A 14,853-nucleotide genomic window follows, 5' to 3' on the forward strand; every position below is an offset into this window, starting at 1 on the left:
TGTGGGGTCAGTGGGGTTGAGGGGTGGCCAGGAGGTCGGTGGCGCGGGGGGTTTGGCGGTAGAGGACGTGTTGTCCGGTGCGGGTGCGGGTGACCAGTGCGGTGCGGTGCAGGATGCCGAGGTGGTAGGAGACGGTGCTGGTGGCGAGGAAGTGCCGTTCGCTGAGTTCCGCGGTGGTGCGGGGGGTGTGCAGGTCGGACAGCAGGCGTGTGCGGGTCGCTCCGAGGAGGGCGTGGACGGCCGGTCCGGGGCGGGTGGCCGGTCCGGGGCGGCAGGGGTAGGCGAGCATGGGCTGGCGTGTGGCGGGTGCGGGTATCGAGTCGATGACCACGCGTAGGTCCGTGGTGAACACGGAGGGGGTCAGGACCAGGCCGGCGGCGGCGCTGGTCCGGGCGTGGAAGCGGCTGGTCAGACTCAGGTGGTCGTCGTTCCAGAGCATCCTGGGGTGCAGGGTGGCGAGCATGCCGGACAGGCCGTGGCGGGCGGTGGTCTGCGCCCGGTGGGTGATGTCCTCTTCCATGCGGGTACGCAGGGCCGTCCAGTGCGGGGCGAGGGCGCGTTCCCACAGCCGGTGCAGTTCCGCCGCCATCCGTTCGGCGAAGTCGTGCTCGCCCCGTTCCAGGGCGTCGCGCAGGGCCACGGGAGTGGCCCGGCCCGCCAGGTGCTCCTCGCTGACCCCTTGGGCCATGACCTGCAGCTCCCAGCGCAGCCGGGCGGGATCCGTGGTGGCGACGGTGTGCAGTTCCTCGTGCAGTCCGGTCTCGGGGGCGTGCGGCTGGGGTGTCAGGAAGTCCGGCACGTAGTCCCACGAGCCGCTGAACAGCGAGCCCAGCAGGACGAGCTTGCGGTCACGGACGGTCTCCTGGATTCTGCCCCGCCAACCGTCGCCGCCCGGGCGCTTGTTGTCGCGCAGGAGGCGCAACGCGCCGATCCCGGTGCTGAGCGGCGAGATCGCGAACCGGGTGTTCGCGAGTACGGCGCGGTCCATGTCGAGGTGGAGCACGACACCCCCCGGAGGTCGGCTGCCGGCCGCCCGTGCGGTCGGCGTCATGAGTGTTCGAACCTGATCGAATCACTCGAGGGGCGGTCCCGTCAGCCGGTTGCCTTGAGTCAGGAACACACCGAACACCAGGAGACACTGATGATCAGGAAGCGCACCGCTGTCCGCCTCGGCGCTGTCGTCGTCGCCGCCACCGCCGGCTTGGGCCTCAGCGCCGCGACGGCGTCGGCCAGTACCACCTACACGGCCAACGTCCCCGGTTGCGCCGGGGGCATGGTGGTGACGTTCGCCGACGGGCACGACCACGTGCAGGGCTACGCGACCTCCACCACCGGCGACGGCTGCAGCGTGGTGCTCACGCAGTCGAACGGCGGGCGCTCGAGCAACTGGACCAGCATTCCTCACGACACGGCCTGGACCGCGAAGCTCCTGGACGCCGGAATCACCTCGTACGTCGTCGTGTGCAACCTGGACTCCCGCCGGTGCGCCACCAGCGCCTCGTACTGACAGGCGTCGCCGGTTCCGTCCTGGCCCCGTCTCGGGGGACCGGACCATGACGGGACCGGCGGCACGTCCCGGAGCCGAACCGCCCCGGGTACCGCCGCCGAGCCCGGGAGGAGGACGCCGCCCGCGTCCTGACCGACGGCCCCGGCCGACGAGGCCGGACGCCCGGGCAGGCGCGGGTCGGCGGGTGTTTCAGGACTGGCGGCGCAGGCGGCGGGCGAGGAGGACCGCGCCGGTGCCGAGGGCGGCGAGTGCCGCGGCGGTGGCGGCCGTGATGCCGTCGGACTGGGCGCCGGTGGCGGCGAGTTCACCCGTGACGGGGGCGGCCGGGGCGGGGACGGGCGCCGACGCCTCGGCGGCGGGCGCCGTGTCGGTGGCCGGCTTGGTGTCGGTGGCGGGCTTCGCCTGTGTGCCGGGCTCGGCGCCGGTGGACTTGTCGGCGCTCGTGCCGGTGCTCTTCTCGGTGTTCTTGTCGGTGTTCTTCTCGGGGGCGACGACGTTGACGGTGGTGCCCTGGCCGCAGTTGGTGGTCCCGCGGAACGGGGCTCCTTCGTTGACGAAGACGCACGGGCTGATCTGGGTCGCGCCCGGCGGCGTGGCCGCGTCGTAGGAGACCCGCACCCGGGTCACCGTGGTCTTCCTCGCCGCGATGGAGGAGTCGCGGCCCTGGAGGTAGACGCCGGGCTTGTCGTCCGGGATCTGGTCGGAGACCTTCTGCAGGGTGGTCCACGAGCCGTCGGCCTTGCGGACCTGGACGGTGGCGTGAGGGTCGACGAAGAGCACGTTGCCGAGGTTGACGTACGCGGACGGGGTGGGGTTGGCCAGCACCGCGTCGAACTCGATCGGCTCCCCGCCGGCGACCGCCGTGGCCGGCACGTGGGCGAGTGAGCTGCCGATGGAGTCGACCTTGATCGTCTTGACCTCATCGGCCAGGTTCTCCCCCGATCCCGGCACGGTCAGGCGGGAGTCCAGGGTGATGGAGCGGAAGCCGCCATTGGTCGCGCCGTCGTGCGGCAGGCCCATCGGGGCGCCGATGCGCAGGTCCAGCTTCACGGTCTTGCCGGCCGCGACCGTGATGGCGCCGGTCGCGCCGTCGTAGGTGGCCTCGTAGAGCCCGGCGTGGAAGCCCAGCGGGACGGACTTCCACGCGCCGTCCGCCGGGTCCTTGTAGTCGATCGTGATCGCGTGCGGCGGTGTGCCGGCCTCGGTCGTGGTCTGCAGGAGGAGCGCGAAGGCGGTGTCCTCGGTGCCGGTGTTGGCGAGCGTCTCGGTGAACGCGACCGGCTGCCCGGCGAAGCCGACCGCCGCCGGCGCCTGGACGGTCAGTGTCCCCTTGTGCGTGTCGTGCGGCGCACCCTCGGCGAAGGCCGCCTGCGCCGGCAGTGCGAGCGTGCCGCCGAGCGCGGCGACACCGAGCGCGGCCGCGACGGAGACGGCGTGGCGGGAGCGGGAGCGGCGGATACGGGTGGTGGACATGGTTCCCCCTGGAAGCAACTTTGTTGTGGGCATGACGAACATGGGGTTCGGCTACGCCGGAAGCGGATGAACGAGCGAGTGGAAGAGCGAGCGGCCGGGGCGGGCCCGTGACCCTGCCGGACCACGGACGCAGAGATCGCCCCCGCCTGCGGAAGGTGGCCCCCTTCCGCGCCTCTCACTTGTACAGACGTGCGGCGCCCGCCCGGGTTGCAGGCGGGTTCGAAGAATTTTTCCCGGTGGACCCGCCGGCCACCGTCTCGGCCGCCCGGACCTCTCCGCACGGGCTCACCGCCTTGCTGATCCCGACGTCAGGAGCCGAGCGTCCGGACCGGACGTCGCGACGCTGTCGGCTCACTGATCCGCGGTGTTCAGTCGACGGGCCCGATCGTCGCGTGGGGCCCTACCGCCGGTTCGAGCAGCGACAGTGTCCGCTGCTGCGCGTCGAGGCGGACGCGGATGCCGACCGGCATCGGCAGGTTCGGGCCGGCGTGCCCGAACTCGACGTTGCCCAGGACCGGGATGTCCCGGTCGCCGAGGGCGTCGAGGACGATCTCGGGCAGGGCCGGAGACGCGCCGGGCTCGAGTCCGCTGATCTCGCGCGGAACGCCCACGACCATGCCGGAGATCCGGTCGAGGATGCCGCCGTGCCGCAGCACCTGCAGGTAGCTCCACACGTGCGATGCCAGGCCGCCCATCTCCTCCCAGAACAACACCGCACCGTCGAACCGTTCGAGGGGCAGCGCGAAACGCGTCGCCTGCGCCAGCACGATGCGATTGATCACCCCGCCGATCAGCCGGCCCTCGGCACGGCCAGGACGCCAGCACTCCCACGACGCACTCGCAGGCAGCGCACCGATCGCCTCGGTGCCGGTCAGCAGCCTGGAGTACAGCCTCTCGAGTTCCGCCCGGCGCGCCACGGGCGCGCGCTGCCAGTGTCCGCCGAAGCCGGGGACGGCCATGTCGGCGTGGAACCCGACCAGACCTGTGCGCGCATAGAGCGCCAGATGCAGCAGCGAGATGTCGCTGTAGCCGAGGATCGGCTTGGGGTCGGCCCTGACCGCCTCGACATCGATCAGGTCGAGGTAGCCGAGCGCCGTCTGACCGCCGTCACTCGCGACGATCGCACGCACCTCAGGATCACGGAGAAGGCCGTTGAACTCCCCGGCGATCTCGGCCGGCGTGGCCGCGCTCCACCAGTGGTGCCGGCCTGCTTGGAGCAGCGGAGCCCGACGCACGCGGAACCCCATCCGCTCGAGCACGACCACCGCCTGCTCGACGTTGGGCTCATGAGCGGCCGGCAGCGGACCGGACAGCGCGGCGATGACAACGAGATCTCCGGGCCTCAGGGCACGCGGTCGAAGCAGTTGCGGCAGTGCGGAACCAGTCATGGCGCCAGTGTCGCCGGTGCCACCGGCAGGGTCACCCGACTTTCGCCGCGCGTCGGCCCCAGAGCCGGGGCAGGGGCCTGCCGCTGTCCGATTGGCCCACGGAATCGGGTGCCCGATTGGATACCCCTCGGGGGCATCGTGCTGGCTAGTGTCGAGGCACGCGCTGCGCCGCCAGGCGCATGCCAAACGGGAGGGAAACAACCATGCGCAAGATCGTCATCGGGCTGGCCGCCACCGGCCTGCTCCTCGCCGGCACCGTCGCCACCGCCGGCACCGCCAACGCCGCGGGGTCGCGCTGCGGTGAGTGGAGCACCAGCGAGCCGCTGCTGAAGGTCGGTGCCACCGGCGATGCCGTACGGGAGCTTCAGTGCGAGCTGAACTACTCGATCAACCCCGACAAGCACGCCAAGATCACCGTCGACGGGGTGTTCGGTCAGGACACCCTCAACTCCGTCTACTTCTTCCAGAAGTGCATGGGATACCTCCAGGTGGACGGCCAGGTCGGCCCGCAGACCTGGGGGGCGCTGGACTGGTGGAGCTCCGTGAACGCCTACCCCAACTGCTGAGGTAGCCGGTAGGGACAGCGTCGGGGGCAGGGCATCCGCTGATGCCCTGCCCTCGACGCCGTTGGGGTCGGTGTCGCCCTCGACGGGAAGTGAGCCCGCGCGGACGGCGGCGACGACGGCCCGCCAGGAGGCGGCGGTGTTCGGTCTTCATCCGGCTGATGCGGGGCCCGGACCCGGACCGGTGGCCGGTCGCTGCAGGTTCGACTCGATGCGGGAGTGGGGCCTTTTCGAGGGCGGCTTCCTGGAGTTCCTGCCGGCGGCGGTGACGGAGCAGTATCCGTACCACGGGGACGTTGTTTCCGGTGGGATGAAGCAGGTCGGTGACGGCCGTGCTTATCGTCCTCGGGGTGACTGGTCGAAGCAGATTTGGCAGTGAACCCGCGAACACGGTCAACGGCCGGGTCGGGCGCTGCTGGGGGTTCCGGGACGGCCGGGGAATGCGGCGGGGTGCGTGCGAGACACCCGGGACGCACCGTCAAGAATGACCCCATGGTCCATCAGATCGAAGTCCCCTGCGCCGACGATGCCGCATCTCTGGGTCCTCTGCTGTTGAGGGCTTGGCTGCAGACATATCCCAACGAAGACGCAGGGATTGATGAGACGTGGATCCGCGAGCACCGTGGCTCCTCCGCCACCCCGGAGGGCATCGCCCAGTGGCGGGCGTTCATCGAGGAGGCGAAGCGGCAACCGGACGTGCTGTTCTGCCGAGTCATCCGCTTCGAGGCGAGGATCACCGGATTCCTGTGTGGTCGCCGGGACGAGGTGGTCACGCTCGGGCCGATGTATCTGCTGGACGAAGCGCAAGGCCAAGGCATCGGGAGCCGGATGATGAACGAGTTCCTCGCCTGGGCGGGGGACACACCCATGCGCCTGTGGGTCACCGACTACAACGAACGCGCGGTCCGCTTCTACCAGCGCTACGGATTCACGACCACAGGCGAGCGAGAGCTCTGGCGGGGCAGGCTTCCCAACGTTCGCATGACCCGCAACACCACGTCGAGCGTCAACCTCAGCTGAGCCGACCGCCCGACGTCGGCTCTCCGACGACAGCAGCCCGAACGGGACCAGATCGACCGAGACGACGAGCGAATCGGACCGGATCACCTGAGATTGGGACCAGATCGACTGGGACGGGACATCCGTGTGGCGCGTGGACCCCCTGGTGTCAGCTGCCCCGTCTCACATCGTCTTGACCGTCCGTCAAGTGATCCTGACTGGTTGCTTTGGCGCCCCGCGCTCGGCGCCGCCCAGGCGTCGGGATAATGATCTTGATTGATCGGTAGTGCTGAGCGAGGGGTGGGCGGGTGCGGATCAACGTTCTGGGGGCGCTACAGGTCGTCCGGGGTGAGGACGGGACGGCCCTCGAGATCGGCGGAGCGCGGCTTCGGCTGCTGCTGCTCCGGCTGACGCTCGATCCAGGGCGCGTGGTCACCCGGGAGCGTCTGGTGGACGACCTCTGGGGGGACGCCCCGCCGGAGGAGCCGGCCGGTGCCGTGCAGTCCCTGGTCTCCCGGCTCCGTCGGGTGTTGGGGGCCGATCGGTCCGTGGTCGGCTCGCACCCCGCCGGGTACGTGCTCGACCTGCCCCGGGCGAGCGTGGACGCCTGGGACTTCGAGCAGCGGGCGGCGGCGGGGCGGGCCGCGCTGGCGGCGGGCGGGTTCACCGAGGCGGTCCCGCTGTTGGGCGGGGCGCTGGAACTGTGGCGCGGGGCACCGTTCGCGGACGGCGAGGGCGCCGGGTTCACCGCGGCGCCGGCGGCCCGGCTGGCGGAGCTGCGGCTGTCGGCGGTCGAGGACCGGGCCGACGCCCTGCTCGCCCTCGGCGAGGTCGGCACGCTGCCGCGGCTGGTCGCCGAGCTCACCGGGCTCTGCGTCACCCACCCGCTGCGCGAGCGGGCCGCCGTCAGGCTGATGCGCGCGCTCCACGCGGACGGACAGCAGGCCGCGGCGCTGGAGGTGTTCGAACGGACCCGGCGGGCGCTGGCCGAGGAGCTGGGCGCCGACCCGTCCGCCGAACTGCGGGATGCTCACCTGCGGGTACTGTCCGGCGCACAGTCGCCTCCGCCGAGGCCGGCCCCCGTTCCCACCGGGAACCCCGTCGGCCGTGCGGCACTGCGGACCTGGCTCACCGCTCTGATCGGCCGCGACGAGGCACTGACGGCGGTCCGGGAGCGCCTGCCTTGCTCCCGCCTGGTCACCCTGACCGGGCCGGGCGGTGTCGGCAAGACCCGGCTGGCGGTCGCGGCCGTGGCGACCGCGCCGCCCGCGACGGACGTCCGGCTCGCCGAACTCGCGGGTGCCGACGGCCCGGACGCGGTGGCCCGGGTCGTGCTGGCAGCCGTCTGTCGACCGGCGGAGGCCGGGGTGCTGGCGGGCGGCCTGCCCGCCGGCGATCAGTCCGGGGAGCCCGTCGAGCGGATCGTCCGGGCCCTGGAGGGGCGTGACGTCCTGCTCGTCCTGGACAACTGCGAGCACCTGATCGAGGATGCGGCCCTGCTGGCGCACCGCCTGCTGGCCGCCGCGCCCCGGCTCAGCGTGCTGGCCACCAGCCGCGAACCGCTCGGTGTCCCAGGCGAGGTGCTCTGGCCGGTGGCGCCGCTCGCCGTACCCGCACCCGGCTCCACCGCACAGGAGGCGCTCGCACACCCGGCCGTCGCCCTCTTCGTCGAGCGGGCCGCCGCGGCCCGTCCCGGATTCGCCCTGGACCACGAGACCGTCGAGCCGGTCGTCCGGATCTGCCGGGAACTGGACGGCCTGCCGCTGGCCCTCGAACTGGCGGCGGCCCGGCTGCGCGCCCTGAACCCCGGTCAGGTCGCGGCGCGGCTGCACGACCGGCTCCGGCTGCTGGACCGGGGCTCCCGCACCGGCCCCGACCGGCACCGCACGCTGCGCGCCGTCGTCGACTGGAGCTGGGAGCTGCTGGACGAGGACGAGCGCGTCCTGCTGCGACGGCTCTCGGTGTTCGCCGGCGGGGCGACGCTCCCCGACGCGCACCTGGTCTGCGCCGGCGACTGGCCGCACGGGCCGGCGCCCGACCCGACGGCCGTCGAGGACCTGCTGTCCTCCCTGGTCGACAAGTCCCTGGTCGACAAGTCGCTGGTCGACAGATCCCTGGTCGACAGGTCCCTGACCGACATGTCCCTGGTCGCGGCCGTCGACCGGGAGCCGGGGCTGGTGCGGTACCGGCTGCTGGAGACGGTCCGCGCGTACGCCGCCGAACGGCTCGTCGAGGCCGGTGAGGACGGCCCGACCGGCGCCGCCCACCTGCGCCGTTTCGTCGAGCTCGCCGAGAACGCCGAACCCCTGCTCCGGACGGACCGTCAGATCGCCCTGATGGCCCGGCTCGACGCGGAACAGGGCAACCTGGACGCGGCGCTGCGCCGGGCGGTCGCTGTCGGCCCGCCGGAACACGCCCTGCGGCTGACGGCCGCCCGGGCCTGGCCCTGGCTGATGCGTGGTCAGGGCCGTGAGGCCGGTGCGTGGACGTCCGCCGTCTTCGCTGCGCACGGCCTCAGCGCGCCGCCCGGTCTGGAGCAGGCACACGCCCTGTGCGTGATCCTGGCGCAGCTCACCTCCCCGTTCCGGGAGCCCGGCGACACCGTGATCCCGCCGGGGGCGATGGGCGGGGCGTTGGTCGCGGCGCAGCGGGCCGAGCACCCCGTCGCCCTGGCCGCCGCACTGCTGCTCGCCATGGCGGGGCCGCCGGACGCAGTGGGCGCCACGGCGCAGCGGTACGGCGAGCACCCGGACCGGTGGATACGCGCCGCCGCCCATCTGGTGCTGGGCCGGATCGAGTTGGGCGCGGGCCGGATCGGGCGCGCCGAACACTGTCTGCGGACCGCCGTGGACGGATTCCGTGTCCTGGGCGACCGCTGGGGCCTGGCCCTGGCGCTGGTCACTCTGGCCGCGCTGCTGTCGGTCACCGGCGCGGCCGAGGAGGCGCTCGCGGCGCTGGCGGAGGCCGGTGAACGGGACGCCGAGATGGGCGGTTCCGGCGAGGCGCCGCTGTCGCTGCTGCTGTCGGGCCGGCTGCGGGCGCGCTGCGGCGAACCGGCCGCAGCCCGAGTGGACCTGGAGCGCGCGCTGGCCGCCGCCGAACGTGACCGGGACCGGCATCTGCAGGCCGCCGTCGGCTACGCGCTCGGTGAACTCGCCCGGCGCACCGGCGACTTGGCGACGGCGGTGGACCGCCAGCAGGAGACACTGCGGCGGCTGGAGCGGCTGCCCGCGACCGGCCCCGGTGCCCCGGCGCGGCTGCACCTGCTGGCCCTGCTGCACACCGGCCTGGCCCGGACCGAGCAGCGGCGCGGCGCGCCGGACGCGGCCGACCCGCTGCACCGCCGGGCCCTGGAACTTGCCGCGGACAGCGGCGACCAGCCGGTGCGGGCGGACGTCCTGGAGGGGTACGCCGAGTACTGCCTCGCGCTCGGCCACGCGGCGCGCGGTGCGGCGGCTCTGGGCGCGGCGTACGGCCTGCGCGGGGCCCATGACGTGGGCGACCCGGAACTGCGGGCCATCCTGGACGGCTGCGCCGAGGCCCTCGGCGAGGCCGGTTTCCGGGCCGCCTGGGAACGCGGCCGGGCGTTGTCGCGACCGGAGGCGCTACTCCTGGAGGCCGGCTGACCGGTCCTCCGGAGCGCGTCCGGCGCGCCACCCTGGGTGGGTGGCGCGACAGGGCGGATGTGCGATCAGCCGCTGAACGGCGGCTGGGTGGGTGCGCAGACCGTGCCGGAGGCGGGGAGGGCGCCGTCGATCAGGTAGCGGGTCTCGTGCCGGGCGGCGCAGTCGCTGGGGTTGGCCAGCACGGTGTGGCCGTAGCCGTCGACGGTCAGCAGCTGCGCGCGGGCGAGCGAGCGGGCCATCGTGCGGGACCCTTCGTACGGCATGGCCGGGTCGCCGGTGTTGGCGACCACCAGGATCGGCCGGGCGGTCGGGTGGTTCCAGGGGCCGTCGTAGCGGTCGCGGTCCCGGGCGGGCCAGTCGGCGCAGCGCTCGTCGGTCCAGGCGAAGTACGGGCCGGCCTCACCGGAGCGGGCCCGGGCGTACGCGGCCAGGGCCGGGTAGTCGGCCCGGGCGGGCGGGTAGGCACTGTCCGAACAGGCCACCGCGAGCGCCTGGTCCGGCGACCGGTGGAGGACGGGCGGCAGCGGGGTGCCCGGCGGGGCAGGGGCCTCGGTGGCGGCCCACAGCGCCTGGAGGGTTGCGCCGAGCCGGGTCCAGCCCGTGCCGGGCAGGTTCGGGACGGGGTTGGCGGCGTAGAGCGAGAGGATCGTCGCCTCCACGGCCGAGCCGGTGGTGAAGGTCGCGCCGCCGACCGCGACCGGCCGGGTGCGCAGCCGCTGGAGCAGCTCGCCGTACCTGGCCCGGGTGGCGGCAGCCGTTCCGGCGGAGAAGGAGCAGGTCCGGGGGCCGGCCTGGCCGCACCGGTCGAGGAAGGCGTCGAGGACGCGGTCGGCGGCCACGTCGCTGCCGTTGCGCAGCAGGGTGCCCGTGGTGGTGGCCTGGTTTCCGTGGCCGGTCGACCAGGCCACCGGGTCCGGGGCGCTGTCGAGGACCATGGCGCGAACCCGGTCGGGGAACAGGTTGGCGTAGCTGGCGCCGAGGTAGCTGCCGTACGAGGTGCCCAGGTAGGTGAGCTGCCGGTCGCCGACCGCCCGGCGGAGCAGGTCCATGTCGCGGGCCACGTTGGCGGTGGAGATGTGCGCCAGCAGGGCGGGGTTGCGGGCCGCGCACTGCCGGGCGAGGCGCTGGTAGGCGTCGGCCCAGGCGTTCTGTTGGTCCTCGCCCTCGGGGTAGCCGGCGGCCGTGCCGGCCAGCAGGGCCTGCTCGTCGGCCGGGTCGTCGAAGCACTGGACGGGTGCGCTGCCGCCGGTGCCGCGCGGGTCGAAGCTGACGATGTCGAAGCGCTTGAGCACCTCCTCGGGGAACTGGCCGAGCATCAGGGGCAGAGCCACGGTGCCGGCCACGGCAGGGCCTCCCGGGTTGTAGAACAGCGAGCCGATCCGATGGGCCGGGTCGCCGGCCGGGTGCCGGATGACGGCGAGGTCGATCCCGGCGCCGCGCGGATCGTGGTGGTCGAGCGGGACGCGGGCGGTCGCGCACTCGAAGCCGTCCGCGCACGTCGCCCAGGCGAGTCGCGGTACCGGGGCGGTGTCCGGCGAGGCCACGGCGGTCGCTGGACACACCGCGGCCAGGAGCGCGGCCGCGGCGGCGCCCGCGCCGAGCCGCCACGAAGCCACCGACCGTCGGACTGCAGCGCGGGAAGCCCTGGGCCGGCGTGGGCCTGCCGCGGCGCTGGTGGGAGGGGAGGTGCGAGTCACGTGAGTGCCCTTTCGTCAACGGGCCGGACAGTCGCGCGCTCCTGTGTCGCGGCGTACCGCCCGGCACATCCGACGGTTCCGCACCTCACTGGCAGAGCGCTGGCATCCCGCTGGCAGCGGCTCGGGCACCGTCCGCCAGGGCGGTGGCAGGGCGGGGCAGGGCGGTGGCCACCGCCTACGCCCTGGCAGCCGCGCTGCCCCCACCCGGAGACCCCCGGCCGCCCTGCCTGCCCTCCTCCCTCGCGAGGACGACCCTGTGACACGTGCCTGCCTGGTTCTGGCGATCGGCCAACTCGCCTGGGAAGAAGGCAATCCGGCAGCCTCCACCAGTGGCCGGTGGTTCGGCGGTTACTGCCGGCCCAGGGGTGGCTGCCCCTGCCGAGTCGTTGAGCCGCTGGTCTGGCGCAGTCCGAGCCGCACCGCGCGTTCGACCGGTGTGTACGCGCCATCGGTGCGGTCGAGGTCGAGCGGGGCGGCCGAGTACAGCGGAGGCTGAGCGAGGAACCTCGCCTGGGTGCCGCGGTTGGGCTGGGCGGCGTGGATCAGGAACGGGTGGCAGAGGTAGACGTCTCCGGCTCGCCCGGTGGCGAGCGCCGGCGGGCGGTCAGGGGCATCAAGCTTGCCCGCGGTGTCCATGGTCCGGCAGAGCTCCATCCCGTCGATACCGCGTTCGCCCACCGGCTCCAGGAAGGCGGGAACGTCCAGGTGCGAGCCGACCTTGATCCGGGTCGGCCCGTGGTCGGCGTCGACGTCCGAGAACAGGAACAGCATCAGCAACGCCCGCTCACGGGAGCGGAGGTTGAGCCAGTAGCCGGTCTCCCCCTCTGGCGTGTAACTGGCATCCATGTGCCACCCGGTGTCGCCGGGATCGTCAGGGTGCGGAAAGCGAATGGGAAAAGTGCCCAGGCCGATACGCGGCAACCAGCGGCCCGGGCCGACCAGTTGGTCGAACGCGCCGTGCAGGCGCTCGGTGGTCGCGGCGCGCTGGAACGGCGCCTGCGCGTATCCCCACAGCCTGACCACCGGTTGGGTCCAGGTGGCGGGATCGTCCGGATCAAGACCGGTCTCGCGCCACAGGAACGCCCGGCACTCATCGGCCAGCGACCGGGAGAATGCCTCTTCGAGGTGGATGAAGCCATCGGAAACGAATCGGTCGATCTGACCAGACGTCAGAACATCTCGCATGCTGCTACTTTCCATCGCAGTCGGTGGACGGCTGGTGGGGTTTCCGGTGCCGCGCAGACCGGCGCTGCATGGCACCGCCGACCCGTTCGGCCACGTCCGGGAGCCGGCCGGGTGTCCGGCCGGTCGCCGCTTGTTCCGGTCAGGATGTCGGTGCCCGGCCGACGTGCCGGTCGGCGAGGTCGACGCCCGGGGCGCGGCTGTGCTCGTCCTCGGGGTCACGGTCGACCAGGCCCGCGTAGTGCTCGAGCGCGAATCGGACGATGGCATGGCTGCCGGGGATGCCCTGCGGCCCGGCGTTGGAGGCGGACACGACGGCGAAGTCGCGTTCCGGCACCAGGAGCAGTTCGACGAACTGACCGAAGGCCGAGCCGCCTTGCCAGACGGTGCGTACCTGATCGATATCGCGCAGGACCCAGCAGGTCCCGATCGCGTCGGCGAGTGCGCTGGAGCGCACGGTGCCGGGTGGTTCCCTCATCTGCCGCAGCGAGTCGGCGGGGAGCAGGTGTTCGCCACGCTGCGTCCGACCGTCGCCGAGATGGAACCGTGCCCAGCGCAACAGGTCGGCAGGCGAGGAGGACAGGCCCCCTCCGGGGTTGTTCGCGCGGGTTCCGTTCCGGCGTCGCGAAACCGCCGACGTTCCTTCTGCGTCTGTTGTGTGTCCGGCGGCGAAGCGCCACCTCGGCACGTCGCCGGGTGCGAAGAGGGAGTCCTCGAGTCCCAGGGGGTCGAGCACGAACTCGGCGACGGCTTGCTCGTAGGGCATCCCGCTGACCTTCTCGATCACCCGTCCGAGCAGGTTGTAGCCGGCCTGACTGCAGGAGGCCCGCTCCTCGGGTGCTGCCAGGAGCGGCAGGTCTGTCAGCCGGGCCACCTCGGCGGCCAGGGCGTCGTCGCCCTCCGCGGTGTCGAGGACCGGGCCGCGGTCCGGTCCGGCCGTGTGGTTGAGCAGGTCCGACACGGTCGTCTGCGCGGCGGCCTGCTCGTCGGCGAGCCGCAGCTGTGGCACGTAGCGGCGCACCGGCGAGCCGAGGTCGACCAGTCCGTCCTCGACCAGCCACATCAGGGCGGTCGCGGTGAACGTCTTCGTCACGGACCCCAGGGCGAACACGGTGTCCGGGGTGACCGGCAGGGGGTCGTCGACACTCGTCACACCGTGGCAGGCGAAGGTCTCCTGGCCGTTCGCCCACACTGCCACGGCGACACCGGGGATCCCGGACCCGGTCGCGGTGGCCTCGACGAAACCGGCCAACGCACTGTCGGGCGGCGCCAGGCCGGCATCGGCTCCTGTCGTGCCAGTGTCGTTCACGGTCATCACTTCCTCCTCGGGTGGCTGGTCCAACCGGGCCTGCGCCTCGGACACACCGGGGCGGCGCAGGTCGTAGCACCAACGCTAGGAGGGGTGACGGTGAGTCGACCCGACCTTTCGAGGAGCGCTTTGGTCGGGTCGAAGGGCCGGGAGGGGTATAGGTCAGGCCGGGCGGTTCACGGCGGCGAGCCGCTGCCGCGAAGCCTCGTACAGCACGGCGGTCGCGGCGTTCGCCGCGTTCAGAGAGCTCGCCGAGCCGCTCATCGGAATGCTGACCGTGTGGTCGCACAACTCCCGCCAGGCGCTGCTCAGCCCTGACGTCTCGTTGCCGATCAGCAGCAGCACCGGCTGGGTGAAGTCGAAGTCGAAGACGTCGCAGTCACCCTTCTCGTCGGTGCCGACCAGGGCGATCGGCTGCCCCTCGGCCCGCTGCTCGCCGACCCAGGCCATCACGTCGTCGGGCGACGGCACGCGCACGGCGGGCAGTGCGAACAGGGATCCCGTACTGGCCCGAACCGCCCTGGGGTCGTATACGTCTGCGGCATGGCCCGAGACAATGAGCCCGTGCGCACCGAAGGCGTCCGCGGACCGGATGATGCTGCCGATGTTGCCGGGGCTGGTCGGCCGGTCGAACAGGACGCCCAGGAAGCTGTTCCCGGCCCGTCGCAGCCGACTCAGATCGTCGGCCGGCATCTCCACCACGGCGACCATTTCCGGCGCGCTCTCGTTCTTCTCCCCCAGATCCGCCAGCATCTCGGGTGCCATGGCGATCTGTTCGGCGTCGAGCGTCCGCAGCAGTTCCTGCGCCCATCGGGACAGCTTCCGCTTGCAGTCGAAGATCAACGCCCGGACGGGCCAGCCGTACTGGACCGCCAAGGAGATCGGACGTACGCCCTGGACCAGGAACTCTCCCGCCCGCGTCCGCTTGTTGCGGTTGCCGAGCAGTGATTCCCACTGCTGGAAGCGCGCGTTGCGCGACATGATCCGCTGAACCGCCGGCACCTGACCCCCCAAGTCGACCGCCATCTGCAGTGCGCTCCACCCCGACGGAGTCCGCACCAGCACCTCTCGACACACTACACCCCGCAAGATCATGACCGGCCCGTGGC

The 14,853-nt window shown here is 72.6% G+C and carries 12 protein-coding genes; 5 read left to right on the forward strand and 7 right to left on the reverse strand.

Annotated features, from left to right (window positions below; translation table 11 throughout):
- Nucleotides 1-7 precede the first annotated feature (7 nt).
- Nucleotides 8-1,051, reverse strand: a complete 1,044-nt coding sequence (locus tag ACIBEC_RS31640; RefSeq protein WP_360502627.1) for a winged helix-turn-helix domain-containing protein — start codon at nt 1,049-1,051, stop codon at nt 8-10.
- 90 nt (nt 1,052-1,141) lie between these two features.
- Here ACIBEC_RS31640 and ACIBEC_RS31645 point away from each other — a divergent pair, with 90 nt between their 5' ends.
- Entirely contained in the window at nt 1,142-1,507 is a 366-nt protein-coding gene (locus ACIBEC_RS31645; protein ID WP_360502624.1) for a hypothetical protein, read from the forward strand.
- A gap of 189 nt (nt 1,508-1,696) precedes the next feature.
- On the opposite strand, the gene ACIBEC_RS31650 is transcribed toward ACIBEC_RS31645, so the two are convergent.
- Both ACIBEC_RS31650 and ACIBEC_RS31655 read right to left on the reverse strand, forming a co-directional pair.
- A complete protein-coding gene (locus tag ACIBEC_RS31650; protein ID WP_360502621.1) occupies nt 1,697-2,980 on the reverse strand; it encodes a hypothetical protein in 1,284 nt (427 codons plus the stop codon).
- A 368-nt stretch (nt 2,981-3,348) separates the two neighbouring features.
- A complete protein-coding gene (locus tag ACIBEC_RS31655; protein WP_360502619.1) occupies nt 3,349-4,368 on the reverse strand; it encodes a S66 peptidase family protein in 1,020 nt (339 codons plus the stop codon).
- Between the two features lie 203 nt (nt 4,369-4,571).
- Here ACIBEC_RS31655 and ACIBEC_RS31660 point away from each other — a divergent pair, with 203 nt between their 5' ends.
- The 4 genes from ACIBEC_RS31660 to ACIBEC_RS31675 all read left to right on the forward strand — a co-directional run bounded on the left by ACIBEC_RS31660 (nt 4,572) and on the right by ACIBEC_RS31675 (nt 9,556).
- Nucleotides 4,572-4,934: a peptidoglycan-binding domain-containing protein gene (locus ACIBEC_RS31660; protein ID WP_360502616.1), complete on the forward strand. Its 363-nt coding sequence runs from the start codon at nt 4,572-4,574 to the stop codon at nt 4,932-4,934.
- A gap of 136 nt (nt 4,935-5,070) precedes the next feature.
- On the forward strand, nt 5,071-5,310 hold the full coding sequence (locus ACIBEC_RS31665) for a hypothetical protein (RefSeq protein WP_360502614.1): 240 nt from the start codon (nt 5,071-5,073) through the stop codon (nt 5,308-5,310).
- Nucleotides 5,311-5,423: 113 nt separating this feature from the next.
- On the forward strand, nt 5,424-5,951 hold the full coding sequence (locus tag ACIBEC_RS31670) for a GNAT family N-acetyltransferase (RefSeq protein WP_360502611.1): 528 nt from the start codon (nt 5,424-5,426) through the stop codon (nt 5,949-5,951).
- A 287-nt stretch (nt 5,952-6,238) separates the two neighbouring features.
- Complete coding sequence (locus ACIBEC_RS31675) at nt 6,239-9,556, forward strand: BTAD domain-containing putative transcriptional regulator (protein ID WP_360502608.1); 3,318 nt, start codon at nt 6,239-6,241, stop codon at nt 9,554-9,556.
- Between the two features lie 65 nt (nt 9,557-9,621).
- On the opposite strand, the gene ACIBEC_RS31680 is transcribed toward ACIBEC_RS31675, so the two are convergent.
- From ACIBEC_RS31680 to ACIBEC_RS31695, 4 genes are all read right to left on the reverse strand, one after another.
- Complete coding sequence (locus ACIBEC_RS31680; protein WP_360502606.1) at nt 9,622-11,172, reverse strand: alpha/beta hydrolase; 1,551 nt, start codon at nt 11,170-11,172, stop codon at nt 9,622-9,624.
- Between the two features lie 429 nt (nt 11,173-11,601).
- Complete coding sequence (locus ACIBEC_RS31685; protein ID WP_360502603.1) at nt 11,602-12,438, reverse strand: phytanoyl-CoA dioxygenase family protein; 837 nt, start codon at nt 12,436-12,438, stop codon at nt 11,602-11,604.
- Between the two features lie 139 nt (nt 12,439-12,577).
- Nucleotides 12,578-13,750, reverse strand: a complete 1,173-nt coding sequence (locus tag ACIBEC_RS31690; protein WP_360502601.1) for a serine hydrolase domain-containing protein — start codon at nt 13,748-13,750, stop codon at nt 12,578-12,580.
- A gap of 156 nt (nt 13,751-13,906) precedes the next feature.
- A complete protein-coding gene (locus ACIBEC_RS31695; protein ID WP_360502841.1) occupies nt 13,907-14,746 on the reverse strand; it encodes an RNA methyltransferase in 840 nt (279 codons plus the stop codon).
- Between the last annotated feature and the right edge of the window lie 107 nt (nt 14,747-14,853).

The sequence above is a fragment of the Kitasatospora sp. NPDC051164 genome (assembly GCF_044455625.1).
In the GTDB taxonomy this organism is placed as follows: Bacteria; Actinomycetota; Actinomycetes; order Streptomycetales; family Streptomycetaceae; genus Kitasatospora.